30 protein-coding genes are annotated in these 25,674 nt (G+C 70.0%); 28 read left to right on the top strand and 2 right to left on the bottom strand.

Going from position 1 to position 25,674, the window contains the following annotated elements:
* Positions 1 to 16: 16 nt before the first annotated feature.
* The 15 genes from ACIRJR_RS32925 (at position 17) to ACIRJR_RS32855 (ending at position 13,077) form a co-directional block, all read left to right on the top strand.
* Entirely contained in the window at positions 17 to 1,159 is a 1,143-nt protein-coding gene (locus ACIRJR_RS32925) for an AAA family ATPase (RefSeq protein WP_403787642.1), read from the top strand.
* On the top strand, positions 1,156 to 2,952 hold the full coding sequence (locus tag ACIRJR_RS32920; RefSeq protein WP_403787541.1) for a hypothetical protein: 1,797 nt from the start codon (positions 1,156 to 1,158) through the stop codon (positions 2,950 to 2,952). Before ACIRJR_RS32925 ends, ACIRJR_RS32920 begins: the two co-directional genes overlap by 4 nt.
* A gap of 151 nt (positions 2,953 to 3,103) precedes the next feature.
* Positions 3,104 to 3,553, top strand: coding sequence for a hypothetical protein (locus ACIRJR_RS32915; protein WP_403787639.1), 450 nt, complete (start codon positions 3,104 to 3,106; stop codon positions 3,551 to 3,553).
* A 99-nt stretch (positions 3,554 to 3,652) separates the two neighbouring features.
* Positions 3,653 to 4,078 (top strand): hypothetical protein, encoded by a 426-nt coding sequence (locus ACIRJR_RS32910; protein ID WP_403787538.1) that lies wholly within the window; start codon positions 3,653 to 3,655, stop codon positions 4,076 to 4,078.
* Positions 4,079 to 4,274: 196 nt separating this feature from the next.
* Positions 4,275 to 4,916 (top strand): relaxase/mobilization nuclease, encoded by a 642-nt coding sequence (locus ACIRJR_RS32905; protein ID WP_403787535.1) that lies wholly within the window; start codon positions 4,275 to 4,277, stop codon positions 4,914 to 4,916.
* Positions 4,917 to 5,238: 322 nt separating this feature from the next.
* Positions 5,239 to 5,988 carry a hypothetical protein gene (locus tag ACIRJR_RS32900; RefSeq protein WP_403787532.1) on the top strand — a complete coding sequence of 250 codons (750 nt, stop codon included), beginning with the start codon at positions 5,239 to 5,241 and terminating at the stop codon, positions 5,986 to 5,988.
* Between the two features lie 384 nt (positions 5,989 to 6,372).
* The gene (locus tag ACIRJR_RS32895) at positions 6,373 to 6,756 is read left to right on the top strand and encodes a hypothetical protein (RefSeq protein ID WP_403787529.1); all 384 of its coding nucleotides are present in this window, start codon (positions 6,373 to 6,375) and stop codon (positions 6,754 to 6,756) included.
* Positions 6,753 to 7,559 (top strand): DUF317 domain-containing protein, encoded by an 807-nt coding sequence (locus ACIRJR_RS32890; RefSeq protein WP_366533071.1) that lies wholly within the window; start codon positions 6,753 to 6,755, stop codon positions 7,557 to 7,559. The genes ACIRJR_RS32895 and ACIRJR_RS32890 overlap by 4 nt, the downstream gene beginning before the upstream one ends.
* A 26-nt stretch (positions 7,560 to 7,585) precedes the next feature.
* A complete protein-coding gene (locus ACIRJR_RS32885) occupies positions 7,586 to 7,939 on the top strand; it encodes a hypothetical protein (RefSeq protein WP_403787526.1) in 354 nt (117 codons plus the stop codon).
* Entirely contained in the window at positions 7,930 to 8,754 is an 825-nt protein-coding gene (locus tag ACIRJR_RS32880; RefSeq protein ID WP_403787523.1) for a DUF317 domain-containing protein, read from the top strand. Before ACIRJR_RS32885 ends, ACIRJR_RS32880 begins: the two co-directional genes overlap by 10 nt.
* Entirely contained in the window at positions 8,726 to 9,346 is a 621-nt protein-coding gene (locus ACIRJR_RS32875; protein ID WP_403787520.1) for a hypothetical protein, read from the top strand. Before ACIRJR_RS32880 ends, ACIRJR_RS32875 begins: the two co-directional genes overlap by 29 nt.
* Before the next feature lie 2 nt (positions 9,347 to 9,348).
* The gene (locus ACIRJR_RS32870; RefSeq protein ID WP_403787517.1) at positions 9,349 to 10,128 is read left to right on the top strand and encodes a DUF317 domain-containing protein; all 780 of its coding nucleotides are present in this window, start codon (positions 9,349 to 9,351) and stop codon (positions 10,126 to 10,128) included.
* A gap of 31 nt (positions 10,129 to 10,159) precedes the next feature.
* On the top strand, positions 10,160 to 11,950 hold the full coding sequence (locus ACIRJR_RS32865) for a TraM recognition domain-containing protein (RefSeq protein WP_403787514.1): 1,791 nt from the start codon (positions 10,160 to 10,162) through the stop codon (positions 11,948 to 11,950).
* A 222-nt stretch (positions 11,951 to 12,172) separates the two neighbouring features.
* A complete protein-coding gene (locus ACIRJR_RS32860; protein ID WP_403787511.1) occupies positions 12,173 to 12,325 on the top strand; it encodes a hypothetical protein in 153 nt (50 codons plus the stop codon).
* A gap of 29 nt (positions 12,326 to 12,354) precedes the next feature.
* Complete coding sequence (locus tag ACIRJR_RS32855) at positions 12,355 to 13,077, top strand: hypothetical protein (RefSeq protein ID WP_403787508.1); 723 nt, start codon at positions 12,355 to 12,357, stop codon at positions 13,075 to 13,077.
* A gap of 46 nt (positions 13,078 to 13,123) precedes the next feature.
* Here ACIRJR_RS32855 and ACIRJR_RS32850 read toward each other — a convergent pair whose 3' ends face one another.
* Positions 13,124 to 13,294, bottom strand: a complete 171-nt coding sequence (locus ACIRJR_RS32850; RefSeq protein WP_403787505.1) for a hypothetical protein — start codon at positions 13,292 to 13,294, stop codon at positions 13,124 to 13,126.
* Positions 13,295 to 13,300: 6 nt separating this feature from the next.
* Here ACIRJR_RS32850 and ACIRJR_RS32845 point away from each other — a divergent pair, with 6 nt between their 5' ends.
* The 12 genes from ACIRJR_RS32845 (at position 13,301) to ACIRJR_RS32790 (ending at position 23,162) form a co-directional block, all read left to right on the top strand.
* Positions 13,301 to 13,972: a hypothetical protein gene (locus ACIRJR_RS32845; protein ID WP_403787502.1), complete on the top strand. Its 672-nt coding sequence runs from the start codon at positions 13,301 to 13,303 to the stop codon at positions 13,970 to 13,972.
* Positions 13,969 to 14,220, top strand: a complete 252-nt coding sequence (locus ACIRJR_RS32840; protein ID WP_403787499.1) for a hypothetical protein — start codon at positions 13,969 to 13,971, stop codon at positions 14,218 to 14,220. Before ACIRJR_RS32845 ends, ACIRJR_RS32840 begins: the two co-directional genes overlap by 4 nt.
* 108 nt (positions 14,221 to 14,328) lie before the next feature.
* Positions 14,329 to 14,706, top strand: a complete 378-nt coding sequence (locus ACIRJR_RS32835; protein ID WP_403787496.1) for a DUF317 domain-containing protein — start codon at positions 14,329 to 14,331, stop codon at positions 14,704 to 14,706.
* A 242-nt stretch (positions 14,707 to 14,948) separates the two neighbouring features.
* Entirely contained in the window at positions 14,949 to 15,710 is a 762-nt protein-coding gene (locus ACIRJR_RS32830) for an alpha/beta fold hydrolase (protein WP_403787493.1), read from the top strand.
* A gap of 6 nt (positions 15,711 to 15,716) precedes the next feature.
* Positions 15,717 to 16,526, top strand: a complete 810-nt coding sequence (gene trpA, locus ACIRJR_RS32825; RefSeq protein WP_403787490.1) for a tryptophan synthase subunit alpha — start codon at positions 15,717 to 15,719, stop codon at positions 16,524 to 16,526.
* Complete coding sequence (locus tag ACIRJR_RS32820; RefSeq protein WP_403787487.1) at positions 16,519 to 17,025, top strand: hypothetical protein; 507 nt, start codon at positions 16,519 to 16,521, stop codon at positions 17,023 to 17,025. Before trpA ends, ACIRJR_RS32820 begins: the two co-directional genes overlap by 8 nt.
* A gap of 47 nt (positions 17,026 to 17,072) precedes the next feature.
* Positions 17,073 to 17,477, top strand: coding sequence for a hypothetical protein (locus ACIRJR_RS32815; RefSeq protein ID WP_403787484.1), 405 nt, complete (start codon positions 17,073 to 17,075; stop codon positions 17,475 to 17,477).
* Between the two features lie 183 nt (positions 17,478 to 17,660).
* A complete protein-coding gene (locus tag ACIRJR_RS32810) occupies positions 17,661 to 18,581 on the top strand; it encodes a hypothetical protein (protein WP_403787481.1) in 921 nt (306 codons plus the stop codon).
* Positions 18,582 to 18,583: 2 nt separating this feature from the next.
* Complete coding sequence (locus ACIRJR_RS32805; protein WP_403787478.1) at positions 18,584 to 19,873, top strand: DNA cytosine methyltransferase; 1,290 nt, start codon at positions 18,584 to 18,586, stop codon at positions 19,871 to 19,873.
* The gene (locus ACIRJR_RS32800; RefSeq protein ID WP_403787475.1) at positions 19,873 to 21,003 is read left to right on the top strand and encodes a DnaB-like helicase N-terminal domain-containing protein; all 1,131 of its coding nucleotides are present in this window, start codon (positions 19,873 to 19,875) and stop codon (positions 21,001 to 21,003) included. Before ACIRJR_RS32805 ends, ACIRJR_RS32800 begins: the two co-directional genes overlap by 1 nt.
* A gap of 62 nt (positions 21,004 to 21,065) precedes the next feature.
* Positions 21,066 to 22,442, top strand: a complete 1,377-nt coding sequence (locus ACIRJR_RS32795) for a DUF317 domain-containing protein (RefSeq protein WP_403787472.1) — start codon at positions 21,066 to 21,068, stop codon at positions 22,440 to 22,442.
* A 498-nt stretch (positions 22,443 to 22,940) separates the two neighbouring features.
* Positions 22,941 to 23,162, top strand: a complete 222-nt coding sequence (locus tag ACIRJR_RS32790) for a helix-turn-helix domain-containing protein (protein ID WP_403787469.1) — start codon at positions 22,941 to 22,943, stop codon at positions 23,160 to 23,162.
* Positions 23,163 to 23,297: 135 nt separating this feature from the next.
* On the opposite strand, the gene ACIRJR_RS32785 is transcribed toward ACIRJR_RS32790, so the two are convergent.
* Complete coding sequence (locus tag ACIRJR_RS32785) at positions 23,298 to 24,620, bottom strand: XRE family transcriptional regulator (RefSeq protein ID WP_403787466.1); 1,323 nt, start codon at positions 24,618 to 24,620, stop codon at positions 23,298 to 23,300.
* Positions 24,621 to 24,892: 272 nt separating this feature from the next.
* On the opposite strand from ACIRJR_RS32785, the gene ACIRJR_RS32780 reads away from it, so the two are divergent.
* A complete protein-coding gene (locus ACIRJR_RS32780) occupies positions 24,893 to 25,666 on the top strand; it encodes a hypothetical protein (protein WP_403787463.1) in 774 nt (257 codons plus the stop codon).
* The last annotated feature ends 8 nt before the right edge of the window (positions 25,667 to 25,674 follow it).

Here is a 25,674-nt window from a genome sequence, read left to right as displayed (position 1 = left end):
CGAACTGCGGGCCAAGGTGGCCCGACTGCTGGCCGACCGGCCTGCGGACACCCTCACCATCGGGGACATGGCCAGGCAGCTGGGCCACTCCCACGGCGCCGTCCGCAACGCGACCTTCACCCTGGTGCGGCGCGGCGAGGCCGACCAAGGCGGAACCGGACAACCGTCGTTCCGCGCGAACTCGAAGACCGCCGCAGCCGCGCAGGCCGCTGTGATCAGCCCGCCGGGCACTCATGCTCCCCGCGCCCAAGCGGCCACCGCCCGCACGACCAGCCCCGCAGCAGCCCCGCCCCCGCGGACCGGCCCGATCCGCCGGGCGGGGGGCCAGCTCTACCACCCCCGGGAGCTGGCCGATCTGCCCGACGTCGAGGCGCTGAACCGTTTGCGCGACGCCGACGTGCCGGTGCTGCTCTACGGCCCTCCGGGCACTGGCAAGACGTCTTTGGTGGAGGCGGCGTTCCCGGACCTGCTCACCGTCGCCGGTGACGGCGACACCACGGTCGGGGACCTGGTCGGCGAGTACACACAGGCCGACAGAGGAGGCTACGTCTTCCAGTACGGTCCGCTGGTCACCGCGATGACCGAGGGCCGCGCCCTGCTGATCGACGATGCCACTCTGATCTCGCCGATGGTCCTGGCGGCGCTGTATCCCGCGATGGACGGGCGCAGGCAGATCCAGGTCAAGGCCCACAAGGGCGAGACGATCAAGGCCGAGAAGGGCTTCTACGTGGTGGCGGGCCACAATCCCGGCGTCCACGGGGCGGTGTTGACGGAGGCGCTGTCGTCCCGGTTCAGCGTGCAGATCCAGATCGGCACGGACTATGACCTCGCCAAGGCACTGAGGATCGATGCCCGCGTGGTCCGGGTCGCCCGACACCTTGCTCACCAGGTCGAGCTCGGCGAGCTGGGCTGGGCCCCCCAACTGCGGGAACTGCTCAGCTATCAGAAGACCGAGGCCGTCCTCGGCACCACGGCCGCGCTCGCGAACCTCGTCGGCATCGCCCCTGTGGAGGATCGCGACGCCGTCGCCGACGCCATCATCAAGACGGTCGGCGTCAAGAAGATCGCGCCCCTCACCCTCGGCAAGCAGCTCCCCGCCTCAGCCGCCCGGCAGCCACCAGGCAGCACCAGCTCCGCGCACCGGGGCCGCTCGCGATGAGCGCCCACCACCACGTCCAGTCCTCCGCCACCACGCCGGACGACGACGCCAACCTCGCGCGATGGGACGACGACGGCGCCCCGCCCGCGCAACCCCGTTCCTCCCCACACGCGTGGCTGCGCGTGGGAGCCGAACTCGGCGACCGGCTGGTCGCCCTCTCCGGCCGCCAGGACCTCCTCGTCACCTGCCGCCCCGGCACGCGCAGCGGCGCACCGGCCGCCTATTTCCCCACCCTGGGCGAGGTCGAGTTCGACGCCCGCCTGTTCGAGCCGTTCCAGCCCCACGAGATCCATCCGCAGATCGTGGGCGACGAGGAGCGGTATCCCGCCGCCTGGGGAGTGTTCGTCCACGAGGCCGCGCACGCGGCCCACTCCGTCTGGACGGCGCCTGCCGGAGCGGACCCCCGGGTCGTCGAGGCCGCGCATCTGCTGGAGGAGAGCCGCGTCGAAGGCGCACACCTGATCACGCGGCCCACGGACCGCACGTACCTGCGCACCAGTGCCCGAACCCTGGTCATGCCCGACATCGCCCACCCCACCCTCCAGGGCATCGAGCACGCCGCCGGCGTGGCGGCCCTGGTCCTCGGCCGCCGTGACGTCGGCATCCTGGACGCCGGCGAGACCCGGGCCGTCGCCGATCTGTGCGAAAAGGTACTGGGCGCAGACCTGCTGGCCACGCTCACCCGCATCTGGACCGCAGCCCACCAGTGCGCCGACCACGACGCCACGGCCATGCTCGCGCACGGTCAAGCGTGGTGCGACGCTCTGGACGCCGCGGCGCCCGCCCTGCCCGTGCCGGAGAACCTGGCCAATCTGCTGTCCGGCGCGGTGGGGGTCGTCATGGACAGCACGGCCGCCACCGACGCAGCCGACCTCGCGGCACAGGCCGCAGCGGCCACCGCCAAGGCCGCGCAGTCCAAGGCGCAGGCTCAGGATCGTGCCCAGCGGGCCGGCCAGCGACGCAAGGCTGCCGCCACCGCCAAGTCGGTCTTCAACGCCCGTGGCACTGTCAACCCCGACGGCACACCAGCTCCCCGCAGCAGCCCGGTCACCGGCACCCGCAAACCCACCGCCGCCGAACAGAGTGCCGCCGCTCGCCTGAGCCGCGCCCTGCGTGCCGCCGCCTACCGCGAGCGGACCGAGGAGCGGACCTCCAGCCCCACCCCGCCCGGCCGCCTCAACATGGGCCGTGCTCTCGCCCGCGACGCTCAGCGCGCGGCCGGGTCGGTCCCCACCGCGGAACCGTTCACCCACACCCGCCGCCGGAACTCCCCCACCCCGCCGCTGCGTGTGGGTATCGCCGTCGACGTCTCCGGCTCCATGCGTGCCGCCTGCGCGCCCGTCGCGTCCGCTGCCTGGATCGTGGCACGCGCAGCAGCCCTGACCGACCCTGACTCCCTTACCGCCACCATCGCCTACGACCAGCACCTGACCGCATTGATCCGGCCCACCCACCGCGCACCGGAGCGCGTGACGACGTTCGATGCCATCGGCGGCCACCACAACCTCGGCGACGCCATCGACGCACTCGACCACGGCCTCGAACTCAGCCGCCCCGGCGCCGGCCGCCTCCTCGTGATCGTCACCGACGCCCGGTACGTCAGCGACGAAACCGCCGCGGCCGTCGCCCGCGTCAAGCGGCTCTCGACCGCGGGCTGCGCCGTACTCCAGCTCACCCTCACCGCAGAGTCCCGCCACTTGCCCGGGACCACCTTGCTGCACCTGCCCAAGCCCTCCAGCGCTCCCACCGCCATCGCCACAGCGGCCACAGACGCCATCCGCAGGACACGCTGAGACGACGCGGGCCACCACACCACACCCCAACAGAGAGGCTCTCGATTTGAAGCCGCAGAACAACCGCGCGACCTCGAACGCAACGCCCGTGAAACAGAATTACCCGGGAGTCCGCACGGAATGGACCATCGAGCACCTGTGCGGTGACTCGATCGTCCATGATCTGTCCGACCGTCCCGCCGACCGCCGCGCCGGCTTCGCCCGATGGCTTGCGGGCAGGAACTGCGCCGAATGCTGGAAGGCGTCGCGCGACAGCGACACCGAGTCCAAGGAGAAGTGGCTCGCCACCAAGCGCGCCGAGGAGCAGCAGGCCGCCGCCGAGTGGGCCGAGAAGTTCGACATGCCGCCGCTGGAGGGTTCGGAGCGGGCTCTGGCGTGGGGCGAGCGGTCCCGCCACCAGCTGATGACGCTCGCGCACACCGTGCTGGTCGTGGAGGGGAGTTGGGACGAGGCCGATTGGGCGGAGCTGGAGGAAAAGGCCCGGTCGATCACCCGGGCCGGGTGGTGGATCGACCAGCGCGACGCCGAGGGCACCGACGTGCCCGAACTCCTCGACGCAGCTGCCGAGACGGACCGCGGGACGGAGAACCCCTTCCGCTGATCGCGGGGAACATAGCCGGGAAACGCCGGTTAGCCAAACCGGCGTTCCTCCGGACCATTGTTCCTCCCACCCCGCCACCGATTGCGTGGAAGGAACCGCATGTTCCAGCCCCCGCCCACCTCGGCCTTCGCGCCGACCCCCGACCCCCTCACCCCCGACCGAGATATCACTCATCAGCATTTCCAGGCCGGCGACACCGTCGTCGTCCTCAAAGGGGTCGCCGCCGGTGAACTGTGGGGAGATTCGATGCGCGTCGTCGCTCCGTCCTGGCATACCCCGACCGACGAGGACGGATGGCGACTGCATGATGCGACCGGCGGCGCCCAGTCCTACGTCACCGCCCACCCCCGCTATCTCGTGCACCTCTCACGCCGCTGCCCGGACTGCCTGATCTACCTCCGGGCCATGGAGGACGCGCTCCTCGCGCGGTTCGCCGGCCGTGACGATCTGATCGACTGCGGCTGGTACACCACCACCGCCCTCGGGCATCTCGTCCACATCGCCGACGTCCGGAGTGGCCGGTGATCCCCCGCCTGCACGGGCGCTCCTACACTCCGCACGACCCGCTCGAAGAAGCGCTGGCGCGTCCCCTGTCACCGGACGAGAGTCTGCCGGATGCACGATCGTCGCTCGCTGGCCCGGTATGGACCGCTTCATCGCGGATGACGAGCAGAGGACCTGGACGTCGCTGCAGTAGGCCGATCACGTCGAAGAGGCCCTGTTGGAGCATCCGTTCGCCGCCAGCCCCGGTGACGACCGGGCGGCGATTCTCCATCTCGATGTCCGTCTGCACCCGGATGACCGGGACCTGACCGGGCTGGAGTGGGCCGAAGTCGCGCACCGGCTCGCGCGGACCGCCGGCATCGAGATCCCCGGCAAGGAAAGCGGCTGCGCGTGGATCGCCGTCCAGGCCCGGCCCGGGCGCCTCGACCTGATCGCCAACCTGATCCACCTCGACGGCGCGTGGCACGCTCCGCCCACCGACGTCCTTCGGCGCCTCGTGGACGAAGCCCGCCGCATCGAACAGGACCTCCACCTGATTTCCCCGGTACGCACCGGGCCCACAACGCGGCCTGCCCTCCGGATGGCGCCGACGGCTTCGGCCCAGCTCGCGAGCGTCCTCACCCAGCTCGCCGACGAACAGGCCGGTCCGCTGGCCGCAGCCCGCGGACTCATCGAGCACACCGCTCACCGGTTCGCCCGCCAGTCCGAAGCCGTCGACACCGCTCACCGCCTGGAGCTGCTCGCCCGCCGCCTGCTCGCCCTCCAGCAGGACCTGCACACCACGGCCGCTCAGGTGGCTCAGGCCCGGATCGCCGCCGTGCCACCCTCACCCCCGCGCAGCGTCCACCGATCACCGTAGGACGCGACAGCCGAGGCCACCGCCGACTTTCACGACGGGGTCGGCCAGGCAGCCGACCCCACGTCGCGCAGCGGGTGCGCTACCTCGCCGAGGGGCACCTGTGCGTCTTCCGCACCGACCTCTCTCCGACACCCGCAATGTTCTCGCCGACCGGCACGAGCCACACCCCGGGCCGCAACACCTGTAGCGGAGAGGTCCCCGCCACCGAAAGCGAGCGCTCCGCCGTGTGCGCCAGCCCGCCCCCGCCGCGCGCGCTACCTGCCCCACCGCCCCCGGTGGCCGCCGGACTGCGCCGCTGACTCCCACCTCGCCCAAGGACACCATGCACGACCACGACACCTCCGAGCGCCTCGCCTCCTACGCCGACGTCCTAGCCGGCGAACTCCCCGACACCTGGATCAGCTCCCCCGTCCCGGCCGACGCGAACAACAACCTCGCCGACCGGATCTGGGACCTGGACCTGATCGCAGACCTTCTCGCCGAACACCCTCTCCAGCAGGCCGCCGTCCTCAGCCGCCCGGACGGCGCCCAGCTCGTCGTCCTCGACCGGCATGACGAGCGCAACGGATTCCTCATCGCCGCAGTCGCCCCCAGCGCCCTGCCCGACGAGGCGTACCGCGCCGTGCCCGAACCCAACGGCATCGCCTTGACGGACGACCCGTTCCTGAGCGCCGAGCAGGTTGCCGGCGACCTGCTCCCCCGCTACGACACCGCGCTCGCCCAGGTGCGGCACAACGCCCTGGGTGGCATCCAGCACTCCCAGGCTGACCGGGTCGTCCTGACCTGGCAGCCGGACGGCAGCGTCGCCACCGCGCCTGTCGACGACCGTGCCGGAGCGGTCCTCACCGCCAACGGCTTCGTCCAAGACCCGCAAAGCGGCATCTACCGCCTCAACAGCGACGATACCCAGGCGCAGGCTCGTGCCCTGCGTGAGATCGGCCCGCAGCTGGAGGCGATCGGTATCGGGACCGCCCTTCAGCATCTCGCAGGCCGGGCCGCACCCACGTCCGCTCCGGCCGCCGTGCCGCCGGTGCCGGCAGGTACCCGCGCGCCGGCGGGCCGAGGGCGATGAAGCAGACGGCGGCCTCCACACCGCCGAGTCCCACCCGACCCCCAGCCTCCCGCCGCCGTTGAGCCCGGTACCAGCCAGCGCCAACTCCCGCTCGCACCGGCCCGTCGCGCACCCCGCAAAACCTGGTGGCCCGGCACGCTCCGGGGCCACCCAGCCTCGCTCGATTCCCGGAGAAACCCGTAGCCCGCACGCCCCCGCCCATCAGCCACCGGCTCAAGCCCCGCCTCGCAACCGCTCTGTTCCGCCGCTACCTGCGCGCCTGCATCCTGGCCGGCTCCGACCGCGCTTCTCCCGTGGCCGGCACTCGCCCTGAGACCGTCCTCGCCGAGACGCAGCGCGTCGGACAGCGCCACCACCACTGACCGTCCACTGACCCGGAGGAGCATGTCCCACCCCGCCCCCTACCCGGTCGAACTGGCCGACGACATCACCCGCCGGCTCGGCCAGCTCGCCGACCAACTTTCCCAGCTTCCCCCGCACCAGGCCGCGCAGGTCATCGCCCGCATCCTCGATCCGGATGCCGGAGTGCTCGGCGGCATCACCCACCTCGTCACCACCGGCAGTGTGTTCGCCAAGGACCAGGCCGAACGCGGCCTCCTGCCCCCGGAGGTGTGGCTCGCTCTGGGCCGCGCCTCGAACGAACTGCACGACATCACCCTCGACCTGGACGAACACCAAGACACCTTGCGGCAGGTCGGCACCCAGCCCTCCACTACTGCGGCAAAGCCTCCGGCCCCCGCACCGCTCGTGGTGATGCGGCGCCGGTGAAGAAGAGGAAGCAGTGGTCCGGCTGGGGTCCGGGTGAGCAGGCCGAGCAGCATTACCTGGTCCAGCCCCGGGCCCTGGCCGGCGGCGGTGACGTCCGGCACGTCTCGGAGTTCCTGCGCGCGTCGGGGTGGCGGGACAAGTCCAAGACAGGCGGCCCTCTGCACATGGAGAGCCCGGACCGCGCCCTTCGTGTCGCCTACGACCCCTACGTCCTGCCCGGGGGGTGGACCATCCACGGCAGGGCGGACGGGGCGAACGGGGAGTGGGCGGCTCACCTGGGCCGGCAGACGCCGGTGGAGATCGTCGCCGGTCTGACCGACGCGCTCACCCGTCCCCGCTCCGCCCACGCCCCCAACGTCTGGGCGCCTTTGAAGGAGCAGGAGTGGGACATGGGTTTCCAGGGCGAGCACTACATGGCCACCAGCCCCGACGGCACCGCGTGGATGCAGTACCACCACAGCCCCGACGGCTCGGCAATGTGGTGGACCGGAGCAAAGGACCAGCAAGGCAACGGCTGGACGGCCACCTTCACGCCGAACACACCGATGCACCTGGTGCAAGCCTTCTCGGCCGAACTCGCCGGGCCCGATCCCGTGATGCGCCCGCGCGGACGCGTCCCCATGAGCGCGCAGATCCGTACCTGGTCGGTCTCCGTCAAGCCCTCCCAGCTCAGTGCGTGGCAGCAGGCCCGCGTCACGGCTGCCCGCGCCGCCACCTGGGGCCGCAACAGCGCGCAAAGCACCCGGCCCCGCACCAACACCCGCCCGTACGCCCCGGCCGGCGGCGCCCGGATCCGCCGCTGACCCAACTCCCCGTTTGAAGGAGCCCGATGCCCGCACCCACCCCAAACACCATCCGCACCCTGACCGAAACGCTCGCCGACCTTACCGACTTCCTGCGCGATGACCCCGACCCCGAGGAAGCCCTCGCGCTCGTCGAGCCGCTTCTCGACGAGTACACCGGCGTCCCCGTCCAGCTCGCCGACGTCCTGCGCGCCCTGGCCCGCGCGGTACAGAGCCACCCCGACGACTCGCGCATCGCCGACACCGCCCTCCTCGTGGCAGAGCTGCGGACCGCCGCCTTGCAGCAGTCCGACCAGCACACCCTCCACTACATCGTCGATGACCTGCGTTCCCTGAATGAGGCGTACGACAGCGAGCAGGGGTGCAGCTGGTGCCGGTGAGCGAGCGGCAGCTCGCCGCCTTCACGCACAAGCACGCCACCCAGCTTCCGTTCGACACCAGCCCGCGTCACCTGGCCGGTCCCGGGGACGCCCGCCACGTCACCCACGGCCTCGCCGCCGCCGGATGGACCTGCACGTCCGACCCGCTCAGCCCCGAGATCGTGCTGCGCAGCCCGGATCACCGCTACAGCATGCAGTTCGACCCGCAGTCCGCCACCTCCGCATGGTGGCGGCTGCAGGCCGAACCCACCCGCACCGAGCGGGGCTGGTACGCGGAGTTCGGCGAACTCGTCCCCGCTGAAATCCTGGGCCGTCTCACCGACGCCCTCATCGCCCCGACGCCCACGGAGCACGTCGATCCGTTCCAAGTTCTGGAGTCGGCGGGATGGGTTCTCGAATCAGCGACCACAGCCCGCTCCCCCGACGGAATGTGCCACGTACATCGGCCAACGGACGAAGGCGTATGGCGGTCGTCCTGGCGGGTGGAGACCTGCCAGCCGGGATACGAGACGCCGATGGGCCCCCGGATCTGGCACGCCTTCATAGACGAGTCCATGCCCGAACACCTCGTCGGTGCCTTCGCCGCGGCACTCGCCGACCCAGCCCCGCTCCAGCGCGCCATGTACGACCGGACCGCCCACTACAGCGCCGAACAGAGCCTGAGCCGGTACACGCCCGAGGACGTCGTGGCAGCCCACAGCACCCGGCTCGACGCCATCCGAGTACAGGCCCGCACCGCCCGCCGCCAGCAACGGACCCAGCCCGCAGTCACCCCGGCCACGGCCCGTGCCGTTCGCCCGGCCGTTCGCCGCTGATCCCGACAGGACCCTCACCATCTCCGCCGACCACACCGCACACCGCAAGCTCCTCCGTCACCTCGACCACTACCTGAGCGACAGCAAGAAGATCCTCGACGCGTGGGACGTCTACTCCGACGAACACACCGACCTCGACGGCTGGCCCCACGACGACCACGCCTACGGAATGCGCGCCAGCCAGCGCGACGCCGACACCGCCGAAGCGTTCGAGGACATCCGCACTGGCGCCCGCCACATGCTGGCCACGGCCGAAGTGCAGCTCGGAAACCTCCCCCCCACCGCGGTGCAAAACCGCTGGGTCTACCAACTGGGCGTCCTCCAGACCGCACTCGACCGGCTCGACGAGCTGCACGAGCAGTGGCTGGAAACCCGCGACAGCCTCCCCGCCAACGCCCAGCCCGGAACCCCGGTCTTCGATGACGCACTCGCCGAGCACCACGCCGAATCGTGGAGCTACCTCGACGACTGGGCCAATCACGGCCAGACCCTGCGCGAGATCAACTCCGCCGCCCGGCACACTTCTTCGCCCCTGGCTCCGCCTCCGACCACGGTTCCCGCACCCGGCCGGCGAACCCCAGTCCGAAGGTGAGCGTGTCCCCGAGTCCCGAGACCGTCGAGGTCGACTTCGTCACCCCGCGCCACCTCGCCGGCGGCGGCGACCCCGCCTGGATCACCGTCCCTCTCCACCGGTCCTGCGGCTGGAGCTACGGCCACGATCCCCTGATGCCTCGCGTCCTTCTCTCCAGTCCCGACCAGAAGGTCCTCCTGCGCCTGGAGCCCGACCCTGCCGGGCAGTGGTGGACCTTGAGCCACGTCGCGGAGCCGAACACGCCCGCCTGGTATGCGAGCTTCGGCGCACGCACCCCCGTCGAACTCATCTCCGCCATGACCGACGCCCTCACCAACCCTGCCCCGTCGGCGGACGCCCCCTCGGATCCCTTTGAGCCGCTTCGACGGATCGGCTGGTCGCCCTCCTCTACGGACAACGGCCTCGCATCGCCCGACGGCACCGCGTACCTCCAGCGGCTGGGCAGCGCGGAAGAACAGGGCGCCTGGTTCGTCACCGCCGCCCTCGGCCCGGACCGGCCGGTATGGCAGGCCCGCTTCGGTGAGCACACCCCTGCCCGACTGGTCACCGCGTTTACCGCTGCGCTCGCCGACCCGAAGCCCGTGCTTCGCATCGACAGCGGACGCAGTCTCCCGACCCGTAACCCGAACATCGTCACCCGCCAGACCACGGACGTACGCGCCGAACTCCTCGCCGGGGCGCTGGAAGAACGCGTCCGCTCCCTCGCCGCCCGGCAGGCCGCCCCGCCGACGAGTCCGGCCCCCTCGCGACAGTCGCCGGCCACGAAGCGCCGCAGCCGCTGAACCCCCGCCCCCGCCCGGAAGCACGTGCCCCTTGCCCCCTTCCTCCTCCAGCAGCAACACCGACGGGTACGACCTCGTCCTGCGCCTCCTGCTCGGCGTCCTCGCCATCGTCGTTCCCCTGGCCCACCTCGCCTGGCTCTGCGGCAACATCACCGCCTACCTCACCAGCACCGCCTGGGCCCCCTACCAGCCGACCGCCTCCCTGCTTCACCCCGAGCAGGTCTGGCCCCACGCGGGGGAAACGTCCCTGCTCATCGGGACCCGCATCGTCCCCGTACTCCTGTTCCTGGCCCTTGGAACGGCAGCGGTCCTCCTATGGGTCCGGTACAAGAATCGAGGCGGCAGCCGGAAGAAGGTCACCGACATGGCCAAGGCCCGGGACATCGAGCCGCTGATGGCCAAGGCGATCACCGACAAGGCCCGCTCCCTGCGCCCGAGCCTGAAGGACGCCAAGCACATCGCCGCCAAGGACACCGGCATCCTCCTCGGCAACCTCCAAGGCAGCCGCCACGAGGTACGGATGGGTTTCGAGGACGTCGCCGTCGCGATCATGGCCCCCCGGTCCGGCAAGACCACCTCGCTCGCCATCCCCTCCATGCTCAGCGCACCCGGCCCGGTCCTCCTCACCTCGAACAAGGCCGCCGGAGACGCCTTCACCACCGCTTACGAGGCCCGGGCGGCGGCGGGGACGGTGTGGACCATGGACCCGCAGCAGATCGCCCACGCTGCCCGCGAGATGTGGTGGAACCCCCTCGCCAGCGCCACCACCCTGGACGGGGCGAACCGGCTCGCCGGACACTTCCTCGCAGCCTCGGTGGACGCCTCCCAACAGGGCGACTTCTGGTCCAAGGCTGGCAGCAACATCCTGTCCCAGCTGCTCCTGGCCGCGGCACTCGACGAGCGGCCGATCACCGACATCATGCAGTGGCTCGCCTTCCCCGCCGACCGCACCCCGCTCGACATCCTCCGCGACCACGACTTCGCCGCCGTCGCCGCCCAGCTCAAGGGCACTGTCGAAGGGCCGCCGGAAACGCGCGACGGCATCTACGAGACCGCCCGCCAGTACGCCGCCGCCCTACTCAACTCCGAGATCGCCGCGTGGGTGACGCCACAGAAGGACGTCGCCGAGTTCCGGCCCGCCGACTTCGTCACCTCCACCGACACGCTGTTCCTGCTGAGCAAGGACGGCGGCGGCGGGGCCTCGGCACTGATCGCGGCATGCGCGGACTCTGTGATGCGCGCGGCAACCGCCCAGGCCGAACGCGCCGGCGGACGCCTCGACCCGCCGATGCTCGCGATCCTCGACGAAGCCGCCAACGTATGCAAAATCTCGGACCTTCCGGACCTGTACTCCCACCTCGGCAGCCGCGGCATCATCCCCCTCACCATCCTCCAGAGCTACCGCCAGGGCCAGAAAGTCTGGGGCGACGCGGGCATGGACGCCATGTGGAGCGCCTCCACCGTCAAGGTCATCGGCTCCGGTATCGACGACCCCGACTTCGCCGACAAACTCAGCCGTCTGATCGGCGACCACGACGTCGAGACCACCTCGACCTCGCACTCCGAGTCCGGCAAGTCGACCTCGGTGTCGATGCGACAGGAACGGATCCTGCCCGCCGACGCGATCCGCGCCCTGCCCAAGGGCACCGCACTCTGCTTCGCCACCGGCATGCGCGCCGCCATGCTCGACCTGCGCCCCTGGTACCAGGAACCCGGAGCGGAGGAGTTGTCCGCGGCGTCCGCCCGCGCGTCGAAGGCGATCACCGCCCGCGCCGTCGCGAAGCACGCGCCAGCACAGGCCGACTTCGGGAAGGCCGTGTGAGCGATGCCCGGCTGCATCTGGTACCGGTCCGCTCACGCCAGGCGAAGGACTTCGTGCGCGCCTGACGCCGTCATCACCCACCGCCCGCAGACCAGATCTTCGCCGTCGACGCCATCGTCGGCCGGCCCGGCAAGCCCCCTGAACCGCACACCTGGAGACCACCTGCCCACCTACGGACCCACCGACCTCGACGCAACGTCCCCGCGCCAGGCCCTGGACGCCGTGACCGCAGACATCCGCGACCACCACATCACCGCGGACAGCACCGGCCTGTTCAACACCACACGGCACATCGGCCTGCCCTGCCATCTGGCCGCCCGCATCGCCGCCGATGCCGAGTACCAGCTCGCACCCGCTGCCCGGCGCCGCATATGACGACACCGCCGGACGGCCTCCTGTTCGACGTGGCCACCCCGCCGACACCGGTTGAGCGCCTGCTGCTGCTCGCTGACCAGTACGTGCAGCACAACGACATGCTCGACCGTCTTCTGCGGTCCGGTTCACAGGCCGAGCCCGACACCGACGTTGCCTCCGCCCAGCGGCTGGCCTACGCGACGCGCACCGCCATCAAGACGATCCTTGACGAGCGTCTCTTCGAGAGTCACGAGCTGTCGGACACGGTGGTCCGCCTGCAGCAACTCGCCTTCCTGAGCGGCGCTTCCACGGAGCACCCGCTCCCCACGGCCCGCATGCTGACGTCCCTGGCTCCTGAAGCCACCGTGGGCTGCGCCGACAGGCTCGCTGGCGAGATCCGACGCCGGCGCTGGAATACCACCGACGCTCCAGTCCACCAGGTGAGCCCCACACAGCGCACCGCCTTGTGGGAGATCGCCTGCGGGAACGTCGTGGCCACCAGCTCTCTGGGACGGCAGTACGTCCACTGCCGGGACGCCCGCGTGCTGATCGGCACGCTTCGGTCGCTGGAGGCCAACGACCTCGTCGAACGAGTTCCGCAGTCCGCATCCCCCGCCTTTGTCGGAGGGCCGCTGCAGGACCGAGTCCGTCTCACCTCGGCCGGAACCACCGCCCTGGCGTCCGCCCTTTGCCTGCCTCCAGCCGCCGGGAGCCCGCCGGCAACAACACCGCCCACCCCTGTCAGCACGCGGACGGCCACCCGAAGCCGCTGACCGATCCCCCAGCGCCGCCCATTTCGAGGTCGCGCTGATCCGCAACTCACCGGAGCCCATCATCACCCTGCGCCACATCGATCTGCCGCTCCAGATCGACCTCCTCCGCGAGCTCGGAGCCGACTTCACCACCCTCCATACCAAGGTCACCGCGCTCGACCCCGAGCCGGGCAGTGAACTGCTGCGGCAGGTCGGCCCGCAGATCCTCGCCATCCACGACCTCGTGAACCGGTCCCTGGTCCGGCTGTCCGTCCTGGACGGCAGTCAGTACACCGCCGTGCCCGGCAGCCGGGTCACCCTGGACACTCTCAGCGGCATCACCACGTCCGCTTCGATCGCCGCCTCCCAGCTGGCACGAGCCATCGGCGACAACCCGCTCGACGGCGCGGCCTTCGCCGACGGCCCGCCTGCCGACGAGGAAGCCCTGCGCCAGACGCGGCACACCGAGGCCGCACCGGTCCTGGCCAAAAGCCTGGCCACCGCCGCCCAGCACCTCGAACTGAGCGCGACCTGCTGCCAGTACACCGCATCAGCCATCGTCCGCGACCTGACAGAGCACCCAGAGCACCGGCCCGACCTGCCGGAGCTGTCGCCCGCCCAGTACGCGGTGCTGGAACGAATCGCCCGAGGCGGCACCCGGCGATACGCACCGCTCAAGAATCCCGTCCGCATCACTGACAGCGAGGGCCGGACCATCCGCCCCAAGCCCTTCGGCATGCTGGAGAAGGAGCGCCTGATCCGTGTAGCGCGGACTTCCAGGCACGTGAGTCAGGACGTCGTGGTCACGGCCGCCGGACAGCTCGCGCTGGACTTCCAAAAGCCCCACCGCTCCCAGGCACCGTCACCGGCCAAACTGCCGCCGGCACCCCGCAACACGGGCGGCAGGCAGCCGTGAACACGTTCGCCCCGGACGATCTGGTCCTCGTCTCGCCGCGGTACCTGGCCGGCGGCGGCATGAACAAGATCAACGACGTCATCGGCCCTCTGATCCACCTGTTCGCGTGGCCCTACGAGCACAATCCGCGGACCGGCCGCATCGACATCGACAGCCCCTGCGGCAGCGTGTTCCTCGACTTCGACCCCAACCGCCAGGACGGCGTGTGGTGGACCATCGCCCACCACGAGCCCTACTGGAGGCTCTAGTTCAGCCGGCAGACGCCGAACGAGGCCATCGCCTCCGTAACCCAGGCCCTGCCCCAGCTGCTCGGTGACCGCCGGCATGCCGAGCGCATACCCCTGGCGACCGAGTCGGTGGCCCACCTCGCCAAGACCAGCGGCTGGGAGGCGTCCCCGATTTCGTCGGGGGTGGCGTGGGCCTCTCCCGACGGCCACTGCACCGTCGAGCACAGCACGGACCCCATGCACCCGTGGCGGATCCAACACTCCGTGTACGACGGCTTCGACACGCACTGGAGCGCCACCTTCACCCCGAAGGTGCCCGAGCCTCTGGTCGCCCAGTTCTTCACCCACCTCGCGACCACCTCCCCGGTGGAACGTCTCTTCCGCGATGTCCCGTATTTCGTGCAGAAGCTGGACGAGGTGCTCATCACCCCGGCCCGTGGAGCCGCTGTGAACCCGCACGTCGCCCACGCCGGCGCCCAGCTCGGCCGGGCCGTACGCCACCGCTGACCTCGCCGCGGATCTCCGCGATGTCGCCTGAGCAGCCCTGCTCAGCGCCCTGGCGGACCCCCGCACACAGGTCCTTCGTTTCCCACAGCAGAAAGCTCGCTCATCAATTCGTCCCCCTCCCCCACCAGCACGCGCCGCGTGTCTCTGCCCGACGGCGCTGAACTGACCGCCTACCTCGACGGGCCGGCCGACGCGCCCGTCACCGTCGTCCTGGTCCACGGGCTGTCCGTCACCGCGGACCTGTGGCGCCTGCACACCCTGCCTCTCGCCGCACAGGGCATCCGGGTCGTGCGCTACGACCAGCGCGCACACGACAGTCCACCCGGGGAACAGCCCCGATCAGGCTCGAAAAACTCGCCGATGACCTTTCCTTCCTCATCGACAACTGCGCCCCGCACGGTCCGCTGGTCCTCGCCGGCCACTCCATGGGCGGAATGATCCTGCAGACCCTGACGACGATGCGTCCGGACCTGCTCCCCCGGATACAGGGCCTCCTGCTGATCTCCACGCCCGACGGACCGGTCACCACCCGGCCCGTGCCCGGGCTGCGGACCCGGCTCCTCAGCTGGGGCCGCGGCCTCCTCGCACACACCTGCACCCACGCCCCCGCGGTGGTGGACGCGATGCGGCGCCGCCTGCCGCGCTCCAGTCCCTGGGCCCTGTCCACCGCCGCGCCCGAGAGCGGTGGCACCAGCGTGCCAGTCGCCTGTCGGCGCGGCCTGCACCACACCGCCACCCGTGACATCGCCGCGTTCTGGCAAGCACTCGCCATCCGCGGCTCCCGCCCGGTCGACGGGCTGCGCACCCTGGGTCCGCGCCTGACCCTCCTCGCAGGTTCGGCTGACGTCCACGTGCCCGCCGGCCACACCCGGGCTCTCGCCCTCCGCCTGCCCCAGGCGCGGTTCGTGGTGACCGACCAGGCCACCCACACGCTTCCCATCCGCCACCCCCATGCCGTCGTGGAAAGCCTGACCCACCTCCTGCCCAGCGCCCGAAACCACTGACCCCCCGTGGAAAGGAACATCCTGCTCGCCGCTCAGAAACTCGACACTCTCCTCGCCCAACCCGCGTGCCGACTCGGTGTTTTCGTCCCCGCCGGCCTGCATCCGCAGACCGCTGAGCAGCTCCACCTCGACTGCCTCGCGCAGGCCGGCGCCGACTTGTTCGAGATCGGCTTCCCTCATACCGCGCCCTTTCTCGACGGCCCCGTCATCCAGTCCGCCTACCGCCGCGCCCTTCGACACGGCCACCCTCTGGATCACACCGTCCGTGCGGTTGAGCACGCCGCACGCCTCCGGCCGACCGTCGTCATGGCCTACTGGGATTCCGTCAGCCGCTACGGCCCCGAGCACGTGACCGGCCTGTTCGCCGACGCCGGCGCCGCCGGGGTAATGGTCGTCGATCTGCCCGCGCACATGGCCGCACGCTGGCATCAAGCCGCGAGCAGTGCGGGCCTGGTCACGCCCAGCCTCGTCCCGCGCCACACCCCCAACTCGGGTCTGCCTGCGGCGGTCGCCGGGGCGTCGGGATGGTTGTACGCGCCCGCCAGCACGGCCCTCACCGGCCACCAGGGCGCAGTGGACCTCCCCGCGCTCGCCGGCTTCACCCAGCGTCTTCGGCAGGCCACTTCGGTCCCCATCGTCTCGGGAGTGGGAATCTCCACCCCGGCTCTCGCGGCACGCATAGCTCCGTTGGTGAACGCGGTCATCATCGGTACCCCTGTCGTCCGCGCTCTGCTGACGAACCCCGGCCAGGCCCCTGCCGTGGCCGCCTCGTTCGCTCAGGCGCTGCGCCCGACCTTCAGGGAGCACCGTGTCTGATCTTGATACGCCGACCAAACCCCTCTCACACCTGCGCAGCGAGGCACTCGCCCTGCGCCGCGCCCTCGACGCCGCTGGCACGGGCCGCGACCTCCGCACCCTGGCCGGCTGGATCACCGATGCACAGGACCTCTCCCGCAGCACGTTGGACATCCTTCTCGACCACACGCCAGCCCGATCGCGCACCACGGCCGATGACCTGCTGTCCCTCGAACGCCTCACACAGATCGCCAAGGCCGCCCAGGACGCCGGCGCCGAACTGACTGCGGCCCTGGCCCGCGCCGTGGAGAACCAGCGCCGCTGCGCCGCCGCCTCGTCGGGGCGGGTTGTTGTCATCGGCCCCTCGCCCCAACAGCTCATCACCTCGGCCGTCGACCTCCTCGGCCGTATACCGGCCCTCTGCCAGGCGATACACCGCGACCGGCTGGTCGAACGTACGGCACCACAGCCCGATCCCGGGCTGGCCTCCGCTCAACAGCAACCGAAGGGAACGACCTGACATCCCCGACCCAGCACCTCCCCGTCGAGACAGACATCCACCAACAAGTGGCCCTCCTCGCACGCGCCTTGGGGCTCACCGCAGACGAGACCATCGCTCATCTGCTCCGTCTCTACGCCCAGCCCTCGTCCGAGACACCGGCCCACGCAGACATACTCACCCCCGTCTACGCCATCTATCAGCGCAGGCGCATCGATGGGTACTTCGACCGTTCCACCGGTGCCTTGAACATCCCAGCCGGCCCCGGGGCGGGGCAGTACAAGACCCCCAGCGGCGCCGCTCGCGCCGTCATCACGGCGCTACGCCCGCAGGTCTCGCCCGTCCGTACCGGATGGACGTTCTGGCGCCTTGCCGAGACTGGCGCCCACCTCGAAGTCCTCCGCGGCGCCGCCACTCACACACGCACCACCACGAGCCCGCCCGCCAGCGCAGCCACGCCGCGCACCCGCTGACCCCCGTCGACCCACCCCGGGCACGCAGGTCCGCCGTCTCCGGCGGCCCGTCCGGTCCGCGACGTCACACCCCCGTCCTGACCGGCCTCGGATGCCGCAGTCGCCCACCCTCGCGCGAGCTGCCCCGGCGCCCCGGCTGCCACTTCACCTCGCGGATCACCACGCACTCACCCCTGGAATTCTATGAGCACCCCCACCCTGAAAGTCCTTTCACTCGGCGCCGGAGTTCAGTCCAGCACTCTTCTAGCCCTCTCCGCCGACGACATCCTCCCGAAGGTCGACTACGCGATTTTCGCCGACACCGGATGGGAACCCAAGGCCGTTTACGCACATCTGGACCGCCTCGAAGAAGAGGTTGCAAAGCCCGCCGGGATTCCAGTTTTTCGCGTCTCGTCGGGCAACATCCGAAGTGATGCGTTGAATCCGGATCACCGGTTCGCCTCGATGCCTCTCCATATTCTCAACAAAGACGGCCGGCCGGGTATGACCCGCAGGCAGTGCACCGGTGAATATAAGATAAAACCAATAAAGCAGAAGGTGCGTGAACTTCTCGGGCACCCCTATCCGTCACGCATTCCCAAGGGCATGTTCGTCGAGCAGTGGGTCGGCATTTCGACCGATGAGGTCCATCGGGCCAAGGACGCCGACGTGCAGTACATGCGCAACCGGCATCCCCTTCTGGACCTCGGCTGGAGCAGAGCGGACTGCGTTCGTTACCTGACCTCAGTCGGGCTGGCCGAGACGCCGAAATCGAGCTGCCTCGGATGCCCGTTCCACGGAAATGCGCAGTGGAGGCATATCAGGGATACGTCACCGTCCGAGTGGGCGGATGTGGTCGAATTCGATGCGGCCATCCGCCAGGGAAACGCCCGCGCCAACGCAGCGGGAAACCGACTGCTCGGAGAGGCATTCCTGCACCGCTCCCGCGTCCCCTTGCATGAAGCCCCAATCGACCACGTCACCGCCGCCGAAAAGGCCACCCTCCAGATCGGGGCGGACGAGGCCGCGGAACTGGAGAACGGCGTCGAGGACGGTTGTTCTCCCTGGGCGTGTCGCGGAGATGCGGAGGCTATGGGGCAGGGCGATTTCGGGCTGGCCACTTGAGTATGGGGAGAGGTCGTGCGCTGATAATCGACCTATTTGCGGGTCCGGGCGGTTGGAGCCGGGCGCTGGGCGTGCTCGGAGTTCGCGACATCGGCCTGGAGTGGGATGCGTGGGCCTGCAAGACGCGTGCGGCTGCTGGGCAGTTGACGGTCCGGACCGACGTGGCGATGTATCCGACCTGGCCCTTCATCGGCCGGACCCGTGGGTTGATCGCGTCCCCGCCGTGCCAGGCGTGGAGCATGGCCGGCAAACGCCTGGGCCTCCTCGACCAGCCGCTCGTGCACGAGGCCGTGGAGAATCTCGCCGCAGGACGCGACACCCGCGAGCACCTCCTCGCCGCCTGCACCGACGCCCGCTCCCTGCTCGCGGCGGAACCGATGCGCTACCTCCACGCCCTGAACACGGTCGGCGAGCCCGAGTGGGTGGTCATGGAGGAGGTACCCGACGTCCTTCCGCTGTGGAAGCAGTACGCGGCCGTACTGCGGCGCTGGGGCTTCTCCGTGTGGACGGGCATCCTCAACGCCGCCGACTACGGAGTGCCCCAGACGAGAAGGCGCGCCATCCTGCTCGCCTCACGGGTCCGTACAGCTCAGCCCCCCGCACCGACACACGCCCAGGTCGGCGAGCCCGACTCGCTGTTCGGCCCGGGCCGCACCCGCTGGGTCAGCATGGCCGAAGCGCTCGGCTGGGGTGCCACCGACCGGCCCGTGCCCACCGTCTGCGCCGGCGGCGGACCTGGCGGTGGCCCAGAACCGTTCCCCTCCGGCTCCCGCAAGACCCTGTCCGACGCCCGTGAGCGCGGCACGTGGATGCCCCGGCCGGACGGGGTGGTCCTGCAGTCCCGCCGCGAAGGCGCGGGATGGGCGGCCCGGCACGGCACCCGCGACAACCGGGCCGCCGACGCTCCGGCGCCCACGTTCACCGCCGAAGCCCACCGCTGGTCCTGGTCCCTGCGCAGCAACAACCAGGCAAACGCCACCATCCGGCCGTTGTCCGAGCCGGCGGGAACGCTGTTCTTCGGACACCGCTCCAACGAATGCACCTGGATCGCCAAGCCTCCCGCCTCTTCGCAGGACGAAGCGGGGTCGGTGCCCGCCCCAAAGCCGATCCGGATCACCGCCCGCGAGGCCGGCATTCTGCAGACCTTCCCCGCCGGCTACCCCTGGGCGGGAAACAAGGGCCAGCAGTTCTCCCAGATCGGCAACGCGGTACCCCCGTTGCTCGCGGCCCACCTGCTCGCCCCTCATCTGGATGTCTCCCTCAGCCCCGACGACTTCACCCTGGCCGCGTAATGCCCCACACGTCCCAACCCGACGAGGACGACCTCGAAGCGATCCCACGGCCGCACCCGGTCTTCCACGTCGAGCAGGCCCTCCTCGGTGCTCTCCTGCTCGAACCGCAACGCCTACGCGAGGTGACCGGTATCGGCCCTGATGCGTTCTCCACGGCCGCGCACCGCGCTCTGTTCGCCGCGATCCGCTCCCTGCCGCCCCCGGACCCGGTCGAGCACGCGAAGGACGCGAAGTGGCTCGACACCGTGCTCACCAGCGCCCGTGAAGAAGCCCGCGGGCTGTCCGCGCCGTACCTGCACAGCTTGGTCCAAATTTGCCCTTTGGCCCGGCACGCACCCGCCTACGCCCGGATGGTCGAGGCCGAACACTGCCGGCGCCGTCTGGCCGCCGCCGCCCAGCGCCTCACGCACACCGCCGCCGACACCTCGCTCCCCCAGCGCGTGACCGCCACCCTGGAAGAGGCTGACGCCCTGGCCATCGTGGTGGACGACATCGCTGCCCGCTTCACCCCGCACCCCGGTTCCCTGCCCCGCACGGCCGCTCCCGCGCTGGGGCCGACCGTGGACGAAGAAGCCGCAGACGAGGAGCGGCTGCTCCTCGCGACCGTGACCGCCAACCCCAGCGGCATCGAGCAGATGCGGTGGCTGACGCCCGGCGACTTCACGCACCCGCTGCATGCCGGGCTGTGGCAGTGCCTGACGGCCCTGGACCGGCGCGGCACTCCCATCGACCCCGTGACCGTCCTGTGGGAGGCGCAGCAACGCGGGCTCCTGCGTCCGGGGGCCGATCCGCGCGAGCTGCTGGGGCTCCTGTCCGGGTCGTTCGGTTCCCCCGAGCACTGGGCAGAGCGCGTCGTACAGCGCTCCGTCCTCACCGCCGCGGACCACGCGGGCCGGACCATCGAGGCATTCACCGACGATGCGGCCAGCACGCCCTACCAGCTTGTCGTCGGCAGCCGCCGCGCCCTCGCCGACCTGTCAGCCGTGCGTACCCGATGGCGACACGCCACCTCCCCCTCTCCTCAGCCGGCCGACCGGACCCCCCGTGCACGGGCCACGAGAGCCGCAGGCGTGCCCCGCGCCGGTCCGCCGCAGACCACGGCTCCCTCCGCCACGCGCAGTCCCCGCTGATCCCCACCCGCCGGTTGTCGGGCCCTTCGCGTCCCGGCAACCGGCAGGAACGAGTCCCCCGCATGACAACTCCCTCCATCGACGCCCATGTCCGCCTCGATGTCCACCCTCACCACTCCAGTGCCGTGACCGCCGTCCTGACCGGTTCCCAGGCCCATATCGCCCACGTTGCCCTGGAGGCCGGCAACTGGAGCGTCGTGGGCCGGAACACCCTGGTTCTGGCCCGCATCGATCACGAGGAGCCTTACTGGGCCGAGTGGGCAGCCGAGCAACTGGCCGCTGACGGCATCACCGTCGAGATCACCCCGAAGCTCCGGGAAGCCATGGACGAGGAATGGACCTGGCCCAACTACCCGATGCACTGGTGCACCCGCAGCGAGATCCGCCAGGTCTCCAACGAGGCCCAGAAGATCCACGACGACATCCGCCACGGCCATCTCCTCATCCACGCCCACGCCCACGACGGCCACACCACCGTCGCAGTCGGCACCTACCTCCACCAGAGCGGCAAGACCGTCTACCTCCACGGCCAGGACCACCTGCGCCAGGTCGCAGACACCTTCCAATCACCCGCCGCAGCCCTGGTCGCCTTCGAAAAGGCCCACGGCGCCGCCATGCGGCCCGGCCCGGCTCCCCTGACCGACACCGAGCAAGACACCGCCCAAGCCCGAACCTCACTCGGCCCGCCTACCGCCGGGGCTGAGCCTCCGCGCCCGGAACCGGAAACCGTCCCCGCATACGCGGCCGACGCCGGCGACCACGACGCCCTCCTGGACACCTTCTTCGAAGATCACCGCGACTGGCAGAAGTGGCGCACCTGGTCCGACGACACGACGCACGCCATCCACGAGGACCAGACCCTGCGCATCGAGCACGTCCACGAAACAGACGCCCACGAAACGGCGTGGACCGTGGCCGCGTACGAGACCCCCGTCTCCGACCGCATGTGGGTCCTCACTGCTACCGGCGCCACCCCGGCCCCCGTGCTGCGCGGGCTTCTGCATCACCTCGCCGACGCTGACAGCTCGGACACCGCTCTCGGCTCCCCCGTGGGCGAGAAGACCGTGGCCGCCTCCACTCGCCCCCTCTCCGAAGCCGGTTGGAGCCACACCGTGGACGGACGAGGGATCCGCTGGACATCCCCCGCCGGAGACGCCGGGGTCCAGCTCGATGCCTTAGCGGCCCAGCGCCCGACTCAGAACCTGGCCACCTGGACCGTCTGGGGTGGCCCGAACCCGGACCGCCCCGCCTGGACCCTCACCGCCTCGGCGTACACGCCCAGCTCGCTGCTGGCCGACCTCTCCGAAAACCTGGCCTACGGAACCGGCACCCGCCAGAAGCCGGCCACGAGCCGCCAGCGTCAAACACGCCCCGTCACCACTTCACCGGCCGTACCTGTCACCACCGGCGCCTGCCACCTACCCAGTCGTACGCGCTGATCCTCAGAGACCAAACGACTCAACCTAGCGCGGAAAATGCCGCCCATGGACCACAGGCCATCGACCGGAGGGATCCCTAGCCCGACCATCCGCGGAAGCGAACACTCGCACCCACTCGTATGAGGCACTCGACCAAACGTGCACGTTCATTGGTGTCCCGTCTCACTCGATCAAGGTTCAGTGAGACGGGACAATTGAGTCCGACCCGCCGCTCGTGCAGAAGGTGCATCCAAATTCGAACACATGCTCTAATTAGAGTATGGCTCCGACACCCCCCTTCCCCTACGATCTCCTGCAAGCCGAGCGTGAGAGGCACGCCGCTTACCTGGCGCTCAGCACCTTCAGCCCTGTCGAGAACACCGCCCTGCGTCGACGGCTGCTGCAGTCGTCCGCGCGGGTCTGGTGGCATCCGTTCTGGGGTACGAGGAATGGCCGGGCCTCGGCAGCCCGGATGGAACTCCAAAGGTCCGCCCGCGCGACGGAGCAGGGCAGACCGGCATGACCGGTGACGCTCCCCTCAGTGCACGGCAGGAGTCCATCCTCCAGGTGATCAAAGCCGCGATAGCCGAGAGTGGTGAGGCGCCTAGCCTCCGCCAAATCGCCGAGGGGGTCGGCCTCACCAGTGCCAGCTCGGTCCACTATCAACTGGGCCGGCTGGAAGAGCGGGGTCTAGTCCGTCGCACATCTGCCCGCTGGCGTTCGTGTCAGCTCTTGACCTGAAGTGCCCACCTTCATGACCGTGATCGGAATCCTGACCGCCCTCGTCGAGTCAGGTAGCCCATATCGGGGCTCCGCGGCCGAGAAGGCAAGGGTCACTGTGGCCAAGGTGTCCGGCGAATGACGCCGGTCACAGCGTTAGGCCGCGTGTAGTTTTTCGATGAAGTCGTCGACGCCGTCCACCTGCCGGTAGGGCTTGAAGGCCGGCGCGAGTTCGCGAACCTGGGCCACGCATCGTTCGGCGCCGATACGACGGGCCAGTTCGAGGGCTTCCTCCGTAACGGCGAGGGCGTGTTCGACGTCGTGGGACCGCAGGAGTCCTCTGGCCTGGTAGGTCAGGAAGATGCCGCGTGTCTTGTCCCGGGCCTTCGGTAACAAGCTGAGGCCCTCGCGCATCTTCGCCGAGGCGTCATCGACCTTACCGAGGTCGAGCAGGCATTGACCGGAGTCGACCGCGAGGTCGGCTGGGCTCATCCATGAGCACCAGTTCGGTGCGGCATCGACGGGCTGCAACGACAGTGCCGTCTCGGCTTCGGAGAGATCGCGGTAGCAGAGGGAGCGTTCGCCGAGTGCGGCGTAGGCTCTGGCCCGGCGGAGGAACAGCAGCGACCGGGCGGTCGGGTGTTTGGTGCCGGTGATCGCGTGGCCGAGTTGGTCCACAGAGACGTTCGGTTGTCCGAGCCAGTTGGACTGATAGGCGAAATCAGATAAGACGCCGGCTCCGAAGTCGCGGTCGCCTGCGGCATGGGAGGAATGCAAGGCTGCCGTCCACAGCTTTCCCGCCGCGTAGTGCCTCCCTTGGTCGAACCGGTACCAGCCGCATGTGGTGGACAGGGATGCGGCAAGGCTGTGCAGCCGTTTCGTAGATGTCCCGGTGTGGCGTCCGCCTTCGATCAGGTCGGTCACGGTTTCCAGGTGGGCGTCCATCATTTTGATGGTGTGCTGTCGCTGTTCGGTGGGGAGGCCGGTCAGTTTCCGGCTGGTTTCCTCCAGCCAGTCAATGAGTTCGTGGTCGGCTGTCGTTCTTCCGCTGAGTGCGGAGGTCAGGTGGTCCGGTTCGATCGAGACCCATTGGGCTCCGAGGCCGGCCAGTGCTGCTGCGCTGTAGGTCATGAAGGTGCGGCGATCCATAGCGGCTTTCTGTGCGTCGCGAAGGACTTGAACGGTGTACCCCGACCCCAGCGGCAGCGGGATCTCGGAGCCGGGCAGCCAGTCCGGCCAGCCGTACCGGTCCACGTTGGCCACAGGCACGTCGAACACTTCCGCATCGGCCATGAGGAGCTGGGTCTCGCGGTTCGGCCGCTGCAGCCAACGCTCGTACCGGCTGATGGTCGTCTTGTCGGCGCCGGAGCGCAGCCCGCGCTTCCGGGCGGCCCGGTCCAGGAGATGGGCCAGCTCGTTCTGGGACAGATCGTTGACTTCTCTGGCATAGGCAAGCGGGTGCCGGATCGGGTTGTCCACGCTTCGATTCCATCATCGACCGTGCCGGCGACTCTACCGTCAGCGACGGCGAATCTACCCCGCATCTACAGGCAACTCCTGTCGTGTTGACGGAGGTTGGGCTGTACTCGACGCACATCGAGCAGGTTCCGCTCGAAGCCGGAAGAAGTCCTCCAGGAAACGACAGCCGCAGACATCAGTCGGTGGCTCGCGCGCTCCCGGGTGACAGCTCGATCCGGACGGTTCTCCCTCTGCGCTCCCATGTCGGAGCGCGAGATCGTGAAGGGACACCCATGCCCAGACTCTCCGCTCCCCCGTCGGGGGACGCCGCTCGCCGCAACCGCTCTGTCCGCTGCCTCGCTGGTGGTGCCGGCCGGTCGTCTCGCCGGCCGCGCATCCTGATCGACGGACTGGACCTGTCGGGTAAGACGACCCTGACCGACGCCCTGCTCACCATGTGTGCCGCGCAAGGGACGGCGGCGGTACGCCACCGGGGGATGCTCGCTGAGCACCACCCGCTGGAGAAGCTTTTGAAGCGGCTGCCGCTGGCCCACCAGTACGAGTCGAGCGGTATCACCACCGCCTATCTCGTCGGGGGGTTCGCCCTGGACGCCCTGCTGGTCCGCGTCGACCCGCCGCAGTGCGGCGACGCCGTCCTGGTCCAGGAAGGCTACGTGGATCGCACTATGGCCGTCGGGCTGGCCGGCGGCCCCTTCCTGTCGGCCGCCCTGGCGCTGTGGGCCGCGCGCTACTTCGCCGCCTTCGACGTCGCTGTATACGTGCACGCATCCCCCGAGGCGCGCCGCGCCCGGATGCTGCGTCGCCAGCGCGTGGACGTCGGTGACCGTAACAGCGTCGAGGAGGGCTTCGCGGGCCGTTTCAACTCGGCGCTTCTGCACTATCTCGGCCGCCGTCACCACACGGTGCTGGTCTTCGACACGGAGCAGTACACCCCTCAGGAGATGGCTCGGCAGATCCTCTCGGTCGCGGGACTGCTGTCAGAGGAGACGCAACGGCCCAGCGGCGACGGCTTCGAACTCGTCGGACCCGCGACGCCAGCGTCCTGAATTCCGTC

Source organism: Streptomyces sp. NPDC102402, assembly GCF_044765765.1.
In the GTDB taxonomy this organism is placed as follows: Bacteria; Actinomycetota; Actinomycetes; order Streptomycetales; family Streptomycetaceae; genus Streptomyces.
The sequence above is the reverse complement of the archived record's forward strand: the minus strand, read 5'-3'. Positions and strand labels throughout refer to the sequence as shown.

Coding starts and splice junctions, on each gene's coding strand:
- ACIRJR_RS32810 (WP_403787481.1), top strand. CDS start 17,661: ATGAGCACCCCCACCCTGAAAGTCCTTTCACTCGGCGCCGGAGTTCAG.
- ACIRJR_RS32800 (WP_403787475.1), top strand. CDS start 19,873: ATGCCCCACACGTCCCAACCCGACGAGGACGACCTCGAAGCGATCCCA.
- ACIRJR_RS32790 (WP_403787469.1), top strand. CDS start 22,941: ATGACCGGTGACGCTCCCCTCAGTGCACGGCAGGAGTCCATCCTCCAG.
- ACIRJR_RS32920 (WP_403787541.1), top strand. CDS start 1,156: ATGAGCGCCCACCACCACGTCCAGTCCTCCGCCACCACGCCGGACGAC.
- ACIRJR_RS32885 (WP_403787526.1), top strand. CDS start 7,586: ATGCCCGCACCCACCCCAAACACCATCCGCACCCTGACCGAAACGCTC.
- ACIRJR_RS32900 (WP_403787532.1), top strand. CDS start 5,239: ATGCACGACCACGACACCTCCGAGCGCCTCGCCTCCTACGCCGACGTC.
- ACIRJR_RS32795 (WP_403787472.1), top strand. CDS start 21,066: ATGACAACTCCCTCCATCGACGCCCATGTCCGCCTCGATGTCCACCCT.
- ACIRJR_RS32780 (WP_403787463.1), top strand. CDS start 24,893: ATGCCCAGACTCTCCGCTCCCCCGTCGGGGGACGCCGCTCGCCGCAAC.
- ACIRJR_RS32895 (WP_403787529.1), top strand. CDS start 6,373: ATGTCCCACCCCGCCCCCTACCCGGTCGAACTGGCCGACGACATCACC.
- ACIRJR_RS32805 (WP_403787478.1), top strand. CDS start 18,584: ATGGGGAGAGGTCGTGCGCTGATAATCGACCTATTTGCGGGTCCGGGC.
- ACIRJR_RS32910 (WP_403787538.1), top strand. CDS start 3,653: ATGTTCCAGCCCCCGCCCACCTCGGCCTTCGCGCCGACCCCCGACCCC.